The 15,177-nt window shown below is 73.9% G+C and carries 14 protein-coding genes and 1 pseudogene; 4 read left to right on the top strand and 11 right to left on the bottom strand.

What is annotated here, in order from left to right:
* Positions 1 to 7 precede the first annotated feature (7 nt).
* The 8 genes from tsaE to galE form a co-directional block, all read right to left on the bottom strand.
* The gene (gene tsaE / locus KVS67_RS07415) at positions 8 to 634 is read right to left on the bottom strand and encodes a tRNA (adenosine(37)-N6)-threonylcarbamoyltransferase complex ATPase subunit type 1 TsaE (RefSeq protein ID WP_217565189.1); all 627 of its coding nucleotides are present in this window, start codon (positions 632 to 634) and stop codon (positions 8 to 10) included.
* Positions 631 to 1,836: an alanine racemase gene (alr, locus tag KVS67_RS07410; protein WP_217565188.1), complete on the bottom strand. Its 1,206-nt coding sequence runs from the start codon at positions 1,834 to 1,836 to the stop codon at positions 631 to 633. Before alr ends, tsaE begins: the two co-directional genes overlap by 4 nt.
* A complete protein-coding gene (locus KVS67_RS07405; protein WP_217565187.1) occupies positions 1,833 to 3,410 on the bottom strand; it encodes an NAD(P)H-hydrate dehydratase in 1,578 nt (525 codons plus the stop codon). The genes alr and KVS67_RS07405 overlap by 4 nt, the downstream gene beginning before the upstream one ends.
* Positions 3,407 to 3,787 carry a holo-ACP synthase gene (locus KVS67_RS07400; RefSeq protein ID WP_010080417.1) on the bottom strand — a complete coding sequence of 127 codons (381 nt, stop codon included), beginning with the start codon at positions 3,785 to 3,787 and terminating at the stop codon, positions 3,407 to 3,409. Before KVS67_RS07400 ends, KVS67_RS07405 begins: the two co-directional genes overlap by 4 nt.
* On the bottom strand, positions 3,784 to 4,515 hold the full coding sequence (locus KVS67_RS07395; RefSeq protein WP_063190077.1) for a hypothetical protein: 732 nt from the start codon (positions 4,513 to 4,515) through the stop codon (positions 3,784 to 3,786). The genes KVS67_RS07400 and KVS67_RS07395 overlap by 4 nt, the downstream gene beginning before the upstream one ends.
* On the bottom strand, positions 4,512 to 6,641 hold the full coding sequence (glgX, locus tag KVS67_RS07390; RefSeq protein WP_036315853.1) for a glycogen debranching protein GlgX: 2,130 nt from the start codon (positions 6,639 to 6,641) through the stop codon (positions 4,512 to 4,514). The genes KVS67_RS07395 and glgX overlap by 4 nt, the downstream gene beginning before the upstream one ends.
* A 157-nt stretch (positions 6,642 to 6,798) precedes the next feature.
* Positions 6,799 to 8,670, bottom strand: a complete 1,872-nt coding sequence (gene glmS / locus KVS67_RS07385) for a glutamine--fructose-6-phosphate transaminase (isomerizing) (RefSeq protein WP_166437509.1) — start codon at positions 8,668 to 8,670, stop codon at positions 6,799 to 6,801.
* A 50-nt stretch (positions 8,671 to 8,720) separates the two neighbouring features.
* Positions 8,721 to 9,776, bottom strand: a complete 1,056-nt coding sequence (gene galE / locus KVS67_RS07380; protein ID WP_049146067.1) for a UDP-glucose 4-epimerase GalE — start codon at positions 9,774 to 9,776, stop codon at positions 8,721 to 8,723.
* A 110-nt stretch (positions 9,777 to 9,886) separates the two neighbouring features.
* Here galE and coaA point away from each other — a divergent pair, with 110 nt between their 5' ends.
* Genes coaA through mscL form a run of 3 tightly spaced genes read left to right on the top strand, consistent with a single transcriptional unit; the run spans position 9,887 to position 12,090 of the window.
* Positions 9,887 to 10,861 carry a type I pantothenate kinase gene (gene coaA, locus KVS67_RS07375; protein WP_227717996.1) on the top strand — a complete coding sequence of 325 codons (975 nt, stop codon included), beginning with the start codon at positions 9,887 to 9,889 and terminating at the stop codon, positions 10,859 to 10,861.
* Between the two features lie 3 nt (positions 10,862 to 10,864).
* On the top strand, positions 10,865 to 11,608 hold the full coding sequence (locus KVS67_RS07370; RefSeq protein ID WP_036337981.1) for a M15 family metallopeptidase: 744 nt from the start codon (positions 10,865 to 10,867) through the stop codon (positions 11,606 to 11,608).
* 59 nt (positions 11,609 to 11,667) lie between these two features.
* A complete protein-coding gene (gene mscL / locus KVS67_RS07365) occupies positions 11,668 to 12,090 on the top strand; it encodes a large conductance mechanosensitive channel protein MscL (protein ID WP_036337978.1) in 423 nt (140 codons plus the stop codon).
* Positions 12,091 to 12,184: 94 nt separating this feature from the next.
* Here the strand turns inward: mscL and KVS67_RS07360 are convergent, their stop codons facing one another.
* Positions 12,185 to 12,412 (bottom strand): hypothetical protein, encoded by a 228-nt coding sequence (locus KVS67_RS07360; protein ID WP_010080407.1) that lies wholly within the window; start codon positions 12,410 to 12,412, stop codon positions 12,185 to 12,187.
* Between the two features lie 8 nt (positions 12,413 to 12,420).
* Entirely contained in the window at positions 12,421 to 13,776 is a 1,356-nt protein-coding gene (gene glmM / locus KVS67_RS07355; protein ID WP_029248315.1) for a phosphoglucosamine mutase, read from the bottom strand.
* Positions 13,777 to 13,936: 160 nt separating this feature from the next.
* On the opposite strand from glmM, the gene KVS67_RS07350 reads away from it, so the two are divergent.
* Entirely contained in the window at positions 13,937 to 14,737 is an 801-nt protein-coding gene (locus KVS67_RS07350; protein ID WP_166437508.1) for a peptidoglycan recognition family protein, read from the top strand.
* A gap of 65 nt (positions 14,738 to 14,802) precedes the next feature.
* On the opposite strand, the pseudogene KVS67_RS07345 reads toward KVS67_RS07350, so the two are convergent.
* Positions 14,803 to 15,099: pseudogene (locus KVS67_RS07345) on the bottom strand (polyphosphate kinase 2); the annotation flags it as partial.
* Positions 15,100 to 15,177: the final 78 nt, after the last annotated feature.

Here is a 15,177-nt window from a genome sequence, read left to right as displayed (position 1 = left end):
CGCCAGTCTACGGAAGCACGACGCCGGCCCAGCGCGGGCCGCGGCCGGTCACGATGGCCGAGCGCAGCTCCTCGGCCTGGCTTCCGTCCTCGTCGGAGAAGTCGGTGACGATGCCGTCCTCGCCCTCCCCCGCGGAGGCGGCGGGGGCGTCCTCACCCCCGCGGGCCCGGACGATCTCGATGTCCAGCCACGAGGCGTCCGGGTCCTCGGGGAACCCGGCGAGGGACTCGGCCATGCCCCGGCCCCACTCGACGACGGTCACGGAGCGGTCCACGCTCGCGTCCAGGTCGAGGTCCGTGAGCTCCCCCGCCGAGCGCAGCCGGTACGCGTCCACGTGCACGAGGTCCGGGGTGCCCGCCGGGGCGTCGGCCGGGGCGGGGTGGACGCGGGAGAGGACGAACGTCGGCGAGACCACGCCGGAGGCCACGCCGAATCCGCTGGCCAGCCCCTGGGTGAAGGTCGTCTTGCCCGCGCCGAGGTCGCCCGTGAGGATCAGCACGTCGCCGGCGCGGAGCACCCCGGCGAGGGCGCGGCCGAACGCCCGGGTGCCGTCGGCGCCCTCGAGCGGGACCGTCGCCGTCAGCACGGGCTCGGGCAGGGTCGGGCCGGGGGCGGGGATCGCGTGGTCGCTCATGGGCAGGCCTCCTGGGTCGGCGTGGGGTCCACGTGCTGCCGGTCCACGCGGCCTCCGATGCGGGTCACCAGCTCGTAGTTGATCGTCCCGGCGGCCGCGGCCCACTCCTCCACCGGAATGCCGGAGGCCGGTCCGAACAGCTCGACGGCGTCGCCGGGCGCGTCCGCGGCGTCCGGGCCGAGGTCCACCACGAACTGGTCCATCGCGATGCGGCCCACCACGGGGACGGTCCGGCCGCCGACGTGGACGCGCGTGCCCTCGACGACGCGCGGGACGCCGTCGGCGTAGCCGAGGGGCACGAGCCCGAGGGTGGTGGGCTCCGCCGTGACGTGGCGGAACCCGTAGGACACGCCCTGCCCGGCGGGGACGGCCTTGACGTTGGCCAGGACGGTGACGAGGGACATGGCCGGGCGCAGTCCGAGCTCGGCGGCGGTGACGTCCGCGAACGGGGAGAGCCCGTACAGGCCCAGGCCGACGCGCACCATGTCCAGGTGCGTGTCCGGCCGGGCGAGGGCGGCGGGCGTGTTGGCCAGGTGCCGCAGCAGCGGGTGGCCGAGGGCCTCGGCGGCCTCGGCGGCCATCCGTTCGAACCGCAGCAGCTGCGCCGTGGTCTCGGCGGCCCGGTCCGGCTCGTCCGCCACGCCGAGGTGGGAGAACACGCCCTCCACCCGCACGAGGCCCGCGGCCTCGAGCTCGGCGGCGCGCGCGACGAGCGCGGGCCACCGCTCGGGCGTGCAGCCGTGGCGGCCCAGGCCGGTGTCCGCCTTCAGGTGCAGGACGGCGCGGACCTCGGGTCCGGCCCCGCCGCGGGCCCGCAGCCCGCGGACGGCGTCGGCGACGGCGTCGAGGTCCCAGCCCGAGACGCCGAGGGTCACCTCCGCCTCCACCGCGGCGGCGAAGTCCGTGGCCCCGGTGTGCAGCCACGCGAGCACGGGCAGGGGCACCCCCGCCGCGCGCAGGGCCAGGGCCTCGCGCACGTGGGCCACCCCGAGCCGGTCCGCGCCGGCGGCCGCGGCGGCGCGGGCGACGGCCACCGCGCCGTGGCCGTAGGCGTCAGCCTTGACGACGGCGGTCAGCAGCGGCCGGCTGCCGTCGGGGCGCCGGATCCGCTCCCGCAGCACGCCCACGTTGTGCCGGACGGCCGCCAGGTCGATGCGTACGGCGCGCTCGGTGTCGACCGGGCTGACGTCGGCGAGGCTCATCGGACGGCCTCCAGCTCGGCGTCGTCCGGCCACCACAGGCGCGCGACGCGCGCGCCCAGCGCGGTCGGCAGCGTGGCCGTGGTGATCCGCCCGGCGCGGGCCTGGCCGGCCCCGGCCTGGGCGTGCAGCCAGGCGGCGGCGGCCGCGAGCCGGGCCGTGGGCGCCGGGCCGGGATCCTCCCCGGCCCGGCGCGCCCGCGAGCGCCGCGCCACGTCCGCGGCCAGGACGGCACCGATCGCCCCGGAGAGCACGTCACCGGTGCCGCCCATCGCGAGTTCGGGCCCGCCGCCGGTCACGGCCCACGCCTCGCCGTCCGGGGCGACCACGAGGGTGCGCTGACCCTTGAGCAGGACGGTGGCCCCGTGCGCAGCGGTCCACGCCCGCAGCGCCGCGAGCGGGTCGGCGGCGTCGGCGCCGTCCGCGGGGACGCGCTCGTGCAGCCGGGACCACTCCCCGGCGTGCGGCGTCAGGACCACGGGCGTGCCGGCCGCGCGCAGCGCCCGCAGCTCGGCGGCGGTGACCAGGTCCAGGGCCGAGGCGTCGGCGACCAGGGCCGCCTCCGGCCGTTCCTCGAGCGCGGCGAGGACGCCGGCCCAGCGCCGCCGCGCGTCGTGCTCGGTGTCCAAGCCGGGGCCGGCCACCCAGGCGTCCGCGCGCGACGGCTCGGGCCCCTCCGCCGAGACCAGCGCCTCGGGGTGGGCGGCGAGCACCAGGTCCCGGGTGGTCTGCGGGCCGGAATGGTGCACCATGCCCGCGCCCGTGTGCAGCGCACCCGCGCTCGCGAGCACGGCGGCCCCCGGGTAGCGCTCCGATCCGGCGACGACGGCCACCACGCCGCGCGTGTACTTGTGGGCCTCGGCCGCGGGGGCCGGGTGGGCGGTCCGTGCGGCGGCCTCGTCCATCACGCCCAGCCGCGCGGCCGGCGACGTCGGCAGGTGCGGTCCCAGCCCGATGTCCGCCACGTGCACGGTGCCCGCGCGGCCTGCCCCCTCCCCGAGGACGAGGCCGGACTTGAGGGCGCCGAACGTCACGGTCGCGGCCGCGCGGAGGGCCTCCCCCCGCACCTCGCCGGTGTCCGCGTCCACACCGGAGGGCACGTCGCACGCCAGCACGAGCGCATCCGCCGGCAGCGCGCGCGCCGCGGCGGGCAGCTCATACTCGCCGGTGAAGCCTGTGCCGAGCACGCCGTCCACCACGAGCGCGGCCTCGGGCGGCACCGCGTCGGCGCGGCGTCCCCCGGCCGCTCGCAGCGCAGCCCAGCCCTCGGCGTGCCAGCGCGGGGCGCCGTCGTCGTCCCGGCGGACGGGCACGGCGACCGCGGCCACGCCCCGACGGCGCAGGAACGCGAGGGCGAACAGCGCGTCCCCGCCGTTGTTGCCGGGGCCGACGAGGGCGGCCACCGTCGTGCCGGCCACCGGGCCGCGCTCACGCAGCAGGGCCGCGGCGTGCTCGGCCAGGGCCCAGGCGGCGGCGCGCATCAGCTCCGGGCCGCGGCCGGCCGCGAGCAGGGGCTCCTCGGCCGTGCGCACGGCCGAGCCGGTCACGGCGATGCGGGTCAGGTCATCGGCGGTCATGCGGACTCCTCCTCGGCCGCGCGGCGTTCGGCGACCACGTAGGCGGTGGCGACGTCCCCGTCATGGCTGAGGGAGAGGTGCCAGTGGGTGATGCCCAGGGCCTCGGCCTGGGCCTGCACGGTGCCGGTCAGGTGCACGGTGGGGCGGCCGTCGCCGTGGTCCGGGCGCGGGATCCAGCAGTGGTGCCACATCATCCCGGGCGGGGCGCCCATGGCCTTGGCGATCGCCTCCTTGGCGGCGAAGCGCGCGGCCAGCGAGCGCAGCGGCAGGTCCCGCTCATCCTCGGTGAACAGGCGTGCGCGCAGCGCCGGGGTGCGCTCGAGCTGCGCCCGGAACCGCGGGACGTCCACCACGTCCACCCCCACGCCGACGATCACGCCGCCCCCGCCCGCCGGGCGCCCACGACGACGGCGCCGGCCTCGTCCCCGACGGGCTGCCCGCGCAGTCGCTTGGCCAGGTCGAGCGGCCACTGCAGCACGCCGGGCAGCTGCTGGTCGCAGCCCGGCGTGAGCATCGCCTTCCCGTAGGCCAGCACGCCGTAGACGCCGTGCTGCAGGCGGCCGAGCCGGTCGAAGCCGGCGTCGAACGCGTACAGGGACACACGGCCCTCCTCGGGTGTGAGGCACCGCTCCGCCAGCAGCCGCGCACGCTCCACGTGCTGGTGGAAGGTGAGCACGCCCAGGTGGTGCAGGCCCAGCTCGCGCATGCGGTCGGCCGCGTGGACGACCTCGCCCTGGGTGGTCACCGGATCGGGCGCGAAGCACTCGACGGTGACGCCTTCCAGCCGCGGGTCGCGCTCCTCCGGGCCGCCGCACAGCTTCTCGTGCCCGTCCGGCCCCAGGTACGCGGAGACGAAGAGCCGGTCGGCGACGCCGGACGCGGCGAGCTCGATCGCGGCGTCGTAGACGCGGGGCTGGCTGTAGAGGACGAGGAGGGCGTCCACGCGCGGTGCGTCGTCCGGGTGCGGATCCGTCACGGCGTGCGTGGCCCACCCCGCGCCGAAGGCCAGTCCCAGCGCCGCCAGGGTCGCCACGGTGGCGCAGAGGGCCCGCGCCCACCGCGGCAGGCCACGGCGGACGCGCCCCCGGTCCACCTGCGGGCTCATGCGCCCTCGGGGACCTGCCGCAGCACGACGGTGGAGCGGGCCGGGAGCTCAAGCACGTCCCCGGCACGCACGCGGGGGCGGGTGCCGTCCGGGGCGACGTGGGACGAGGTGTCCACGACGACCTCCCACTCCGCCGGGAACGTGGGCCCGGGCAGGGTGTACGGCACGGGCTCCCACCACGCGTTCATGAGGACGTAGAAGTCCCGGTAGGGCTCCTCCCCTTCCTCGTCCCCGCGGGTGAGCATGTGCCCGTTGAGGTAGAAGCCGATCGACCGGGCCTCGGCGCCCCAGTCGTCCTCCGTCTTGGCGGTCGCGTCCGGCTCGAGCCACACGATGTCCGGCAGGGGCGCCTCGACGTCGCGGGCCGCGGGGCGACCGTCGAAGTGGTGGCGACGGCGGAACACCGCGTGGTCACGGCGCAGCGCGATCAGGTCGCGGGTGAACGCCACGAGCGAGTCGTCCATGGCGGACCAGTCGATCCACGAGATCTCGTTGTCCTGGCAGTAGACGTTGTTGTTGCCGCCCTGGGTGCGGCCCAGCTCGTCGCCGTGGCTGATCATGGGCACGCCCTGGCTGATCAGCAGGGTGGCCAGGAAGTTGCGGCGCTGGCGGGCGCGGAGCGTCACGACCTCGGGGTCGTCGGTCTCCCCCTCCACGCCGCAGTTCCACGAGCGGTTGTGCGCCTCGCCGTCGTTGTTGTCCTCGCCGTTGGCCTCGTTGTGCTTCTCGTTGTAGGAGACGAGGTCGCGCAGCGTGAAGCCGTCGTGGGCCGTGACGAAGTTCACGGACGCACCGGGGCCGCGCCCGTCCCCCTCGTAGAGGTCGGCCGAGCCGGTCAGGCGGGTGGCGAACTCGCCGAGGGTGCCGGGCTCGCCGCGCCAGAAGTCGCGTACCGCGTCCCGGTACATGCCGTTCCACTCGGACCAGAGGCCGGGGAAGTTGCCCACCTGGTAGCCGCCCCAGCCCACGTCCCACGGCTCGGCGATGAGCTTGACGGTGCGCAGCACCGGGTCCTGGCGGACCACGTCGAAGAACCCGGAGAACATGTCCGGGCCCTGCTCCCCCTCCACCCGGGTGAGGGTGGTGGCCAGGTCGAACCGGAAGCCGTCCACGTGCATCTCGGTGACCCAGTAGCGCAGGGAGTCCATGACCAGCTGGAGGGCCTTGGGGCTGGAGAGGTCCACCGAGTTCCCGGTGCCCGTGTAGTCCATGTAGTGCCGCTCGTCGCCCTCGACGAGGTGGTAGTAGCCGGCGTTGTCCAGCCCGCGCAGGCTGAGCATGGGGCCCTTGTCGTTGCCCTCGGCCGTGTGGTTGTAGACCACGTCGAGGATCACCTCGAGACCAGCGGCGTGCAGGTCCTTCACCATCTGCTTGAACTCGCGGACCTGGCCGCCCACCTCCGAGGAGGAGGCGTAGGCGGCGTGCGGGGCGAAGAAGCCGAGCGTGTTGTAGCCCCAGTAGTTGCTCAGCCCCTTCTCCTGCAGGGTGGCGTCGTTGACGAACTGGTGCACGGGCATCAGCTCGACGGCGGTCACCCCGAGCTCGGTCAGGTGGCGGACCACCTCCGGGTGGGCCATGCCCGCGTAGGTGCCGCGCAGCTCCTCCGGGACGGCGGGGTGCAGCTTGGTCATGCCCTTGACGTGGGTCTCGTAGATCACCGTGTCCGTGAGCTCGACGGCGGGTGGGGCGTCATCGCCCCAGTCGAAGTCCTCGGCGACGACGACGCCGAGCATGCTCGTGCCCAGGTTGTCCGAGGTGTCGATGCGGTCCGGCTCGTCGAAGTCGTACGAGTGGTGCTGCTGGCCCCACTCGTAGTCGCCGGTGAACGCCCGCGCGTACGGGTCCACGAGGATCTTGGCCGGGTTGTGCCACAGGCCGCGGGCGGGGTCCCAGGGGCCGTGCACGCGGTAGCCGTAGCGCTGCCCGTGGCCGATGCCCGCCACGTGGGCGTGCCATGTGGTGCCGTGCCGCTCCTCGAGAGGGATGCGCGTCTCCGTGCCGTCGTCGGCGACGAGGCACAGCTCGACCGCCTCCACCTCGCGGGAGACCGCGAGGGCGAAGTTGGTGCCGGTCTCGTCCACGGTGGCCCCGAGGGGGTACGGCTGGCCGATCTCCACTGTGTGCATGACTCTCCGGGGTCTCGTCGTGCGGCCCGCCGGGTGCGGCGGGCCTCCTCGGGGAGTCTACTGGGGCGGGAGGACACCGTCCCGGACGCGTCGCGGGCCCGGCCGCTGTGTGGCGGCCGGGCCCGGCAGGAGAGGTCTCGGTGGCCTCAGCGGCGGATCACTCCACCGTGACGGACTTGGCGAGGTTGCGCGGCTGGTCCACGTCGTAGCCCTTCGCCGTGGCGAGCTCGAGGGCGAAGATCTGCAGCGGGACCGTGGTCAGCAGCGGCATGAGCATCGGCTGGGTCTCGGGGACCTCGAAGACGACCTCGGCCTGGCCGCGCACGGCCGCGTCGCCGCGCTCGGCGACGGCGAAGGTGCGGGCGCCGCGGGCGCGGACCTCCTGGATGTTCGAGACCACCTTGGCGTGCAGCGAGTGACGGTCCAGGGGCGAGGGCATGACCACGAAGACCGGCTGGCCGTCGTCGATCAGGGCGATCGGGCCGTGCTTGAGCTCGCCCGCGGCGAAGCCCTCGGCGTGGATGTACGCAAGCTCCTTGAGCTTGAGCGCGCCCTCCATGGCCACCGGATAGCCGACGTTGCGGCCGAGGAACAGGACGGAGGTGGCGTCGGCCATCGAGCGGGCGAGCTCCTTGACCTGGTCCTTGGCGGCGAGGATCTCCTCGATCTTGCCGGGGATCGCTCCGAGGTCCGCCAGGATGTCCTTGATCTGGCCGCTGAACAGCTTCTTGTTCAGCTGGGCCAGGTACAGGCCCAGCAGGTAGGCCGCGGTGATCTGCGCCAGGAACGCCTTGGTGGAGGCGACGGCGATCTCGGGGCCGGCGTGCGTGTAGAGCACGGCGTCCGACTCGCGCGGGATCGTGGAGCCGTTGGTGTTGCAGATGGACACGGTGCGGGCGCCCTGCTCCTTGGCGTAGCGGACCGCCATGAGGGTGTCCATGGTCTCGCCGGACTGGGAGATGGACACCACGAGGGTGTGCGGGTCGATGATCGGGTCGCGGTAGCGGAACTCGTGGGAGAGCTCCACCTCCACGGGGATCCGGCACCAGTGCTCGATGGCGTACTTGGCCACCGTGCCCGCGTAGGCGGACGTGCCGCACGCCAGGACGATGATCTTGTCGACGGCCTTGAGCTCCTCGGGGTCGATCCGCAGCTCGTCCAGCATCAGGGCGCCGGCGGCGTCCGTGCGGCCCAGCAGGGTGTCCTGCACGGCCTGGGGCTGGTCGTGGATCTCCTTCTCCATGAAGGTCTCGAAGCCGCCCTTCTCCGCGGCCGAGGCGTCCCAGTCCACGGTGAAGCGCTTGCCGTCGGCGGGGCCGCCCCGGAAGTCCGAGATCTCGACGGCGTCGGCCGTGATCGTCACGACCTGGTCCTGCTCGAGCTCGATGGCCTCGCGGGTGAAGTCGATGAAGCCGGAGACGTCCGAGCCGAGGAAGTTCTCCCCCTCGCCCAGGCCGACGACGAGCGGCGAGTTGCGGCGCGAGGCCACCACGCGGTCCGGGTGGTCCACGTGCACGGCCAGCAGGGTGAAGGCGCCCTCGAGGCGCTGGGAGGCCAGCTGCATGGCGCGGGTCAGGTCCTGGCCGGCCGCGTTCCGGTAGACGTCGGCGAGGAGGTGGGCGGCCACCTCGGTGTCCGTCTCGGAGAGGAACTCGACGCCCTTGGCGAGCAGCTCCTCGCGCAGCTCGGCGTAGTTCTCGATGATGCCGTTGTGGATCAGCGCCAGGCGGCCCTCGTCCGCCACATGCGGGTGGGCGTTGCGGTCGGTGGGGCCGCCGTGGGTGGCCCACCGGGTGTGGCCGATGCCGACGAGGCCGGTGGGGATGGGGTGCTCGGCGAGCTCCTCGGCGAGGTTGGCGAGCTTGCCCGCCTTCTTCCGGTGGTACAGCTGACCGCCGTCCACCACGGCCACACCGGCGGAGTCGTATCCGCGGTATTCGAGACGGCGCAGGCCCTCCATCAGGACGTCGAGAGCGCCGTGCTCACGATCCGACTGGGGCTGGCCGATGTATCCGACGATTCCGCACATGCGCATGAGAATACCGGGCCGGACCCGTCTTCCGCGCACGGCGGGCCGGCTCACTCCGTCCGGGACGAGAACCCCGCGGGATTGGCCTCCTGCCAGGCCCAGAGGTCCCGCACCATCGCGGTCACATCGCGCCGGGCGTGCCAGCCCACCTCGGCGCCGATCGCGTCCACGGCGGCGCACGACTCGGCGATGTCCCCGGGCCGGCGCTCGACCACGCGGTAGGGGATGCGGCCGCCCGTGACCGCCTCGAAGGCGCGCACCATCTCGAACACGGTGACGCCCTCGCCCCGGCCGATGTTCCAGACCCGGGTCGTCGTGCCGCCCCCGGTCGCCACGCGGGCCGCGAGCCATTCGAGCCCGGCCACGTGCGCCTCCGCGAGGTCCATCACGTGGATGAAGTCGCGCACGGCGCTCCCGTCGCGCGTGTCGAAGTCCGCGCCGAACACCCGCAGCTCGGGGTACGCGCCGGAGGCCACCCGCGCCACGAAGGGCATGAGGTTCGCCGGCACCCCGCTCGGGTCCTCGCCCAGCCGCCCGGAGGGATGCGCGCCGACCGGGTTGAAGTAGCGCAGCATCGCCAGCCCGCCGCCGTCGACCGTGGCGCAGACGTCGCGCAGCACCTGCTCCGCCATGAGCTTGGAGTGCCCGTAGGGCGAGACCGGGTCTGTGGCGGCGTCCTCGGCGACCGGCACCGGCGCGCGGTCGCCGTACACGGTCGCGGAGGAGGAGAACAGGACCGTGCGGGCGCCGGCCGCGAGCGCGGCCTCGGCGACGGCGGCCGTGCCGCCCACGTTCACGTCGTAGTAGGCGGCGGGGCGGGTCATCGACTCGGTGGGCGACTTCAGCCCGGCGAAGTGCACGAGTGCGGCCGGGCCGAAGTCCGCGAGCGCCCCGCGGTAGTCCTCGGGGCGGCGGATGTCGGCCACGTGCAGGCGCAGCCGCGACCCGCCCAGACGCGTTCCGGCGAGCTCGGCGACGCGCTCCAGCGACGTCGTCGTCGCCGTGACCAGGCTGTCCAGGACGAGGACGTCGTGGCCCGCCTCGAGCAGCGTGAGCACGGTGTGGGATCCGAGGTATCCGGCACCGCCGGTCACGAGAACGCGCATGGGCCGATCCTATCCGGGCCCTGTGACGTCACGCGGGGGCCCGCTCCGGGCGGGCCGCGGCCATAATGGATCGGGTGACCTACACCCCCCCGACCTCCGAGCTGCCCCTCGTGGGCCCCGAGGAGCCCGCGGACGCCGTGCCCGACGGCCACCAGCGCTCCCCCTTCGTGGAGCTGGACCGCCAGACCTGGGCCCGTCTCGCCTCGGAGATGGCGCAGCCCTTCGACCAGGCGGACGTGGAGCGTCTGCGCGGCCTCGGCGAGCATCTGTCCCTGCGCGAGGTTGCCGAGGTCTACCTTCCGCTCTCGCGCCTGCTGAGCATCAACGTGGAGGCCTCCGCGGCCCTGCGCAGCGCGACCAACGCGTTCCTCGGCGAGCGGACGGGGCGCACCCCGTACGTGATCGGGGTGGCCGGGTCGGTCGCCGTCGGCAAGTCGACGACGGCGCGCGTGCTCCAGGAGATGCTGCGCCGCTGGCCGACCACACCGCGCGTCGAGCTGGTCACCACGGACGGCTTCCTGCACCCCAACGCGGTGCTGCACGAGCGCGGCATCATGTCCCGCAAGGGCTTCCCCGAGTCCTACGACCGCCGCGCGCTGCTGCGCTTCATGGCGGACGTCAAGTCCGGGGCGCAGGAGGTGCGCGCGCCCGTGTACTCGCACATCACCTACGACATCGTGCCGGGCGAGGAACAGGTGGTGCACCGTCCCGACGTGCTGATCGTGGAGGGACTCAACGTGCTGGCCCCGCCGCGCACCCGGGCCGACGGCACCGCCGGGCTCTCCGTCTCCGACTTCTTCGACTTCTCGGTGTACGTGGACGCGCGCGCGTCCTGGATCCGGTCCTGGTACATCGACCGGTTCATGGGTCTGCGCTCGGGGGCCTTCGCCGACCCGCGCAGCTACTTCCACCGGTACTCCTCCCTGTCGGACGCCGAGGCTCAGGCGACGGCCGAGTCCATCTGGGACTCCATCAACGGCCCGAACCTCGAGCAGAACGTGCGCCCGACCCGCGGGCGCGCCCGGCTGGTGCTCACGAAGAACGCGCAACACGAGGTGACCCGCGTGCTGCTGAGGAAGGTCTGATCCATGCGTCGCACCCTCCCCCTCGCCGCGCTGGCCGCGCTCGCGCTGCTCGTGGCCGGTTGCGGCACGCCCGCCGCGGGCCCGTCCCCGGCGACGCCGGCTTCCGGCTCCGCGAGCGCGGCCGCGTCGTCCCGCGCCGCCTCGAGCACGGCGCCGTCGTCGAGCACGCACGCCGACCCGGCCGCCCTCGACGTCGTCGTGAACAAGACCCGCCCCGTGGCTCCGCCCGACTGGGCGCCCTCGGATCTGGTGGCCGTGCCCGGCAGCGAGCTGTCCCTGCGGGCGGAGGCCGCGACGGCGGCCGGTGACCTGCTGGATGCCGCCGCGGCGGCGGGTCACCGCCTCACCACCCTGAGCGCCTACCGCTCGTACGACTACCAGGTCCGGACGTACGGCCACTGGGTCGACGAGCTGGGCCGCGCCGAGGCCGACCGCGTCTCGGCGCGTCCGGGGTACTCCGAGCACCAGACCGGCCTGGCCTGGGACGTGGGCGACGCCGCGACCCCCGCGTGTGACCTGGAAGCGTGCTTCGGCGACACCGCCGCGGGCCGCTGGGTGGCCGCGCACGCCGCCGAGTACGGGTTCGTCATCCGCTATCCCGTCGGGGCCGAGGACGTGACGGGCTTCGCCCACGAGCCGTGGCACCTGCGCTACGTCGGGTCCGCGGAGGCGGCCCGGGTCGAGGCGGCCGGCGGCGTCCTCGAGACCGCGTGGGGCCTGCCTCCGGCGCCGGACTACGCGGACTGAGACGCACGACTCGCTCGACGGTGTACCGCGCCGAATTCGCCACACGTAGGATTCTCCCCATGCTCCAGGGATTCAAAGACTTCATCATGAAGGGCAACGTCCTCGACCTGGCCGTCGCCGTCATCATCGGCGCCGCCTTCGGCAAGATCGTGAACGCGCTCGTCGAGGCGGTCCTCATGCCGCTCATCGCCGCCGCCGTGGGCTCGCCGAACTTCGACTCGTTCGCCGTGCTGACGGTCAACGGCAACGACGTGAAGTTCGGCGTGCTGCTCACCGCCATCGTCAACTTCCTGCTCATCGCCGCGGCCGTGTACTTCGCCATCGTGATGCCGATGAACAAGATGGTCGAGGCCCGCAACCGCCGCCTCGGCATCGACCCCGCCGAGGAGGAGGTGCCCGCCGACGTCGCCGTGCTCACCGAGATCCGCGACCTGCTCGCCGAGCGCCGCGGCGGCCCCACCTCCGGGACCACCACCCTCTGATCGCCCCCTGTCCGACGCCGAAGGGCCCGGGACGACTCACGCGAGTCGCCCCGGGCCCTTCCTTCATGCCCTCGGCGGCACCGGGGCCGTGCCCTCAGGGCCGCGACGTCGTCCGGTCCGCGCTGGACCCGGCGTCCGGGGCGACCTCCGAGTCCTGCCGGTCCGGATCCAGGCACGGCAACCACTCCACGGGGGCGCTCTGCCGCGCACACACGGGCGCGTCCACGGCGAGGAACGCGGCCGACCACAGGACCGCCAGCCCCGCGAGCAGCCCCGCGAACAGGGTCCAGCGGCGGGGCCGGGGGGCCGCGTCCGACGTCATCGGTCCGGTCAGTCGTGCAGGCGCAGCTCGCGCTGCACGACGTCGGCCAGCACCTGGGCCTCCCGGCCGGCGGTCTCCTCGTCCGGGGCCTCGACCATGACGCGCACGACCGGTTCCGTGCCCGACGGGCGCAGCAGCACGCGGCCGGTCTCGCCGAGGCGGGCCTCCGCCTCGGCGACCGCCGCCTGGACGGCCTCGTCCTCGGCGGCGCGGGACTTGTCCACGCCGCGCACGTTCACGAGGACCTGGGGCAGCCGGTCCATCACCGCGGCCAGCTCGGAGAGCGGGGTGCCGGTCTCGGCGACGCGCGAGGCGAGCTGCAGGCCGGTGAGGACACCGTCACCGGTGGTGGCGTGGTCCGAGAAGATCACGTGGCCGGACTGCTCGCCGCCGAGCGAGTAGTCGCCGAGCTTCATGCCGGCCAGGACGTAGCGGTCGCCCACCTGGGTCTCGACGAGCTGGACGCCCTCCCGGCCCATGGCCAGCTTCAGGCCCAGGTTGGACATGACGGTCACGACCAGGGTGTCATCCCGCAGGACGCCGCGGTCCTTGAGGGCCACGGCCATGACGCCCATGATCTGGTCGCCGTCGACGACCTCGCCGCGCTCGTCCACGGCGAGGCACCGGTCGGCGTCGCCGTCGTGCGCGATGCCGAGGTCCGCGCCGTGCTCGCGCACGGCCGCCTGGAGCTTCTCGAGGTGGGTGGAGCCGTAGCCGTCGTTGATGTTGAGCCCGTCCGGGGACGCGCCGATCACGACGACCTCCGCGCCGGCGGCGCGGAACGCCTCGGGCGAGCAGCCGGCGGCCGCGCCGTGTGCGCAGTCCAGGACGACCTTGAGCCCGTCCAGCCGGTGCGGGAGGGTCTGCAGGAGGTGGAGGACGTAGCGGTCCTCGGCATCCGCGAAGACGCGCACGCGGCCCACGTCCGCGCCCTGGGGCCGTCGCGGCGTCACGCCCTCGAGGTGGCGGATGATCTCGTCCTCCTGCGCGTCGGTCAGCTTCTCGCCGCCGCGCGCGAGGAACTTGATGCCGTTGTCCGGGGCCGGGTTGTGGGAGGCGGAGATCATCACACCGAAGTCGGCGTCCAGGTCCCCCACGAGATAGGCGGCGGCGGGGGTCGGCAGCACACCCGCATCCCACACGTCCACGCCGGAGGACGCCAGGCCCGCCTGCACGGCGGCCGCGATGAACTCACCGCTGATGCGCGGGTCCCGGGCCACGACGGCGACCGGGCGTCGGCCGGCGTCGAAGGCCTCCGCGCCGAGGACGGGCGAGGCGGCCTGGGCCAGCTGGACGGACAACTCCACGGTGAGGGTCTCGTTGGCCAGGCCACGGACGCCATCGGTTCCGAACAATCTCGACATGATCAGTCAGTGTAGGGGCCGCCCCTGCGGCCTGCATCACGGGAGGGTCACGAAACGGGCCGGGGGGCGGTAGCATCGGACCGGTCGAGCCCCCGCGGCCACGCCCGTCCGCTCACATCCGCCCGGGAGGCCCCGCCCCGAACCCGAAGGACCTCGATCCATGCCCGACGTGACCCCGCCCCCGCTCCCCCATTCCTGGACGCGCCGCAGCGTGCTGGGCGGCACGGGCCTGGCGATCGCCGCCGGCGTGGCCGGCTGCGGGCGTGATGAGCAGGCCGAGCAGAGCTCGGAGGGCGACGAGCAGGCCACCCGCCTGCCCGCCCCGGACATCATCACCACCGCGCAGTGGGGCGCCATGCAGCCCAACTACTACCTGCAGACCCTGAACGAGCGCCCCTCCTACCTGGTGATCCACCACACCACCACTCCGAACGTCACGGACGGCTCCCGGGAGGCGGCGGAGAGCATCGCGCAGGTGGTCCAGAACGCGCACATGAGCCCCGCGAACGACTGGGGCGACACCGGGCAGCACTTCACCGTCTCCCGCGGCGGCTTCGCGATGGAGGGCCGCCACGGCTCCCGGCACGCGCTCGAGGGCGGACAGACGTTCATGCTCGGCGTCCACGCGCTCGGTTTCAACGCGTATGCGCTCGGCATCGAGTGCGAGGGGCTGTACATGCTGAACCCGCCGCCGCAGAGCCTCTACGCCGGCCTGGTGCCGCTCGTCGCCTACATCTGCCAGCAGTACGAGCTGCCGCCGTCCCGCATCATCGGCCACCGCGACGTCACCGCCACCAGCTGCTGCGGCGACGCGTTCTACGCCAAGCTGCCGATCCTGCGCGAGGACGTCCGCCTCTCCCTGGCCTCGGGCGAGTACCACGTCTCGAAGGGCTTCGGGGCGGACAACCTCTTCGACGACGCGCACGTCACCCCGGAGTACGTGGAGGAGGAGCGCGGCTGAACCCGCCCCCGCACACGACGGCGCCCCTCACCGGAAGGTGAGGGGCGCCGTCGCGTGCGGCCCGGTCAGCGCACGCGCGGGAACGATCCGCCCGAGACCTCGCCGTACTCGGCCAGCTCGTTGGCCGGGCCGCAGATCTGCGGGTCGGGGCGGTGGACGATGCGGTCGTCCTTGTCCGGGTAGGGCAGCGTGTGCCGCACATGGCGGATGGCTTCGAGGCGGGCGCGCTTCTCGTCGTTCGACTTCACGACGGCCCACGAGGCGTCGGCCGTGCGCGTGTAGAAGAACATGGCCTCCTTCGCGTTCGTGTAGTCGTCCCACTTGTCCAGGGAGGCCAGGTCGGTGGGCGAGAGCTTCCAGCGATGTCAAGGGCCATTGAGTTCTGCCCATAGGCGGCCAGTGTTTCTTCCCGCTGGTGGCCATCAGAACTGCCCACTGGT

Origin of the sequence: Micrococcus sp. GbtcB5 (genome assembly GCF_019091605.1) — a bacterium.
In the GTDB taxonomy this organism is placed as follows: domain Bacteria; phylum Actinomycetota; class Actinomycetes; order Actinomycetales; family Micrococcaceae; genus Micrococcus; species Micrococcus luteus.
The sequence above is the reverse complement of the archived record's forward strand: the minus strand, read 5'-3'. Positions and strand labels throughout refer to the sequence as shown.

Bases quoted from the DNA above. Each gene is read 5' to 3' on its own strand.
- tsaE (WP_217565189.1), bottom strand. From the start codon at position 634: ATGAGCGACCACGCGATCCCCGCCCCCGGCCCGACCCTGCCCGAGCCC.
- alr (WP_217565188.1), bottom strand. From the start codon at position 1,836: ATGAGCCTCGCCGACGTCAGCCCGGTCGACACCGAGCGCGCCGTACGC.
- KVS67_RS07405 (WP_217565187.1), bottom strand. From the start codon at position 3,410: ATGACCGCCGATGACCTGACCCGCATCGCCGTGACCGGCTCGGCCGTG.
- KVS67_RS07395 (WP_063190077.1), bottom strand. From the start codon at position 4,515: ATGAGCCCGCAGGTGGACCGGGGGCGCGTCCGCCGTGGCCTGCCGCGG.
- glgX (WP_036315853.1), bottom strand. From the start codon at position 6,641: ATGCACACAGTGGAGATCGGCCAGCCGTACCCCCTCGGGGCCACCGTG.
- glmS (WP_166437509.1), bottom strand. From the start codon at position 8,670: ATGTGCGGAATCGTCGGATACATCGGCCAGCCCCAGTCGGATCGTGAG.
- galE (WP_049146067.1), bottom strand. From the start codon at position 9,776: ATGCGCGTTCTCGTGACCGGCGGTGCCGGATACCTCGGATCCCACACC.
- KVS67_RS07370 (WP_036337981.1), top strand. From the start codon at position 10,865: ATGCGTCGCACCCTCCCCCTCGCCGCGCTGGCCGCGCTCGCGCTGCTC.
- mscL (WP_036337978.1), top strand. From the start codon at position 11,668: ATGCTCCAGGGATTCAAAGACTTCATCATGAAGGGCAACGTCCTCGAC.
- KVS67_RS07360 (WP_010080407.1), bottom strand. From the start codon at position 12,412: ATGACGTCGGACGCGGCCCCCCGGCCCCGCCGCTGGACCCTGTTCGCG.
- glmM (WP_029248315.1), bottom strand. From the start codon at position 13,776: ATGTCGAGATTGTTCGGAACCGATGGCGTCCGTGGCCTGGCCAACGAG.
- KVS67_RS07350 (WP_166437508.1), top strand. From the start codon at position 13,937: ATGCCCGACGTGACCCCGCCCCCGCTCCCCCATTCCTGGACGCGCCGC.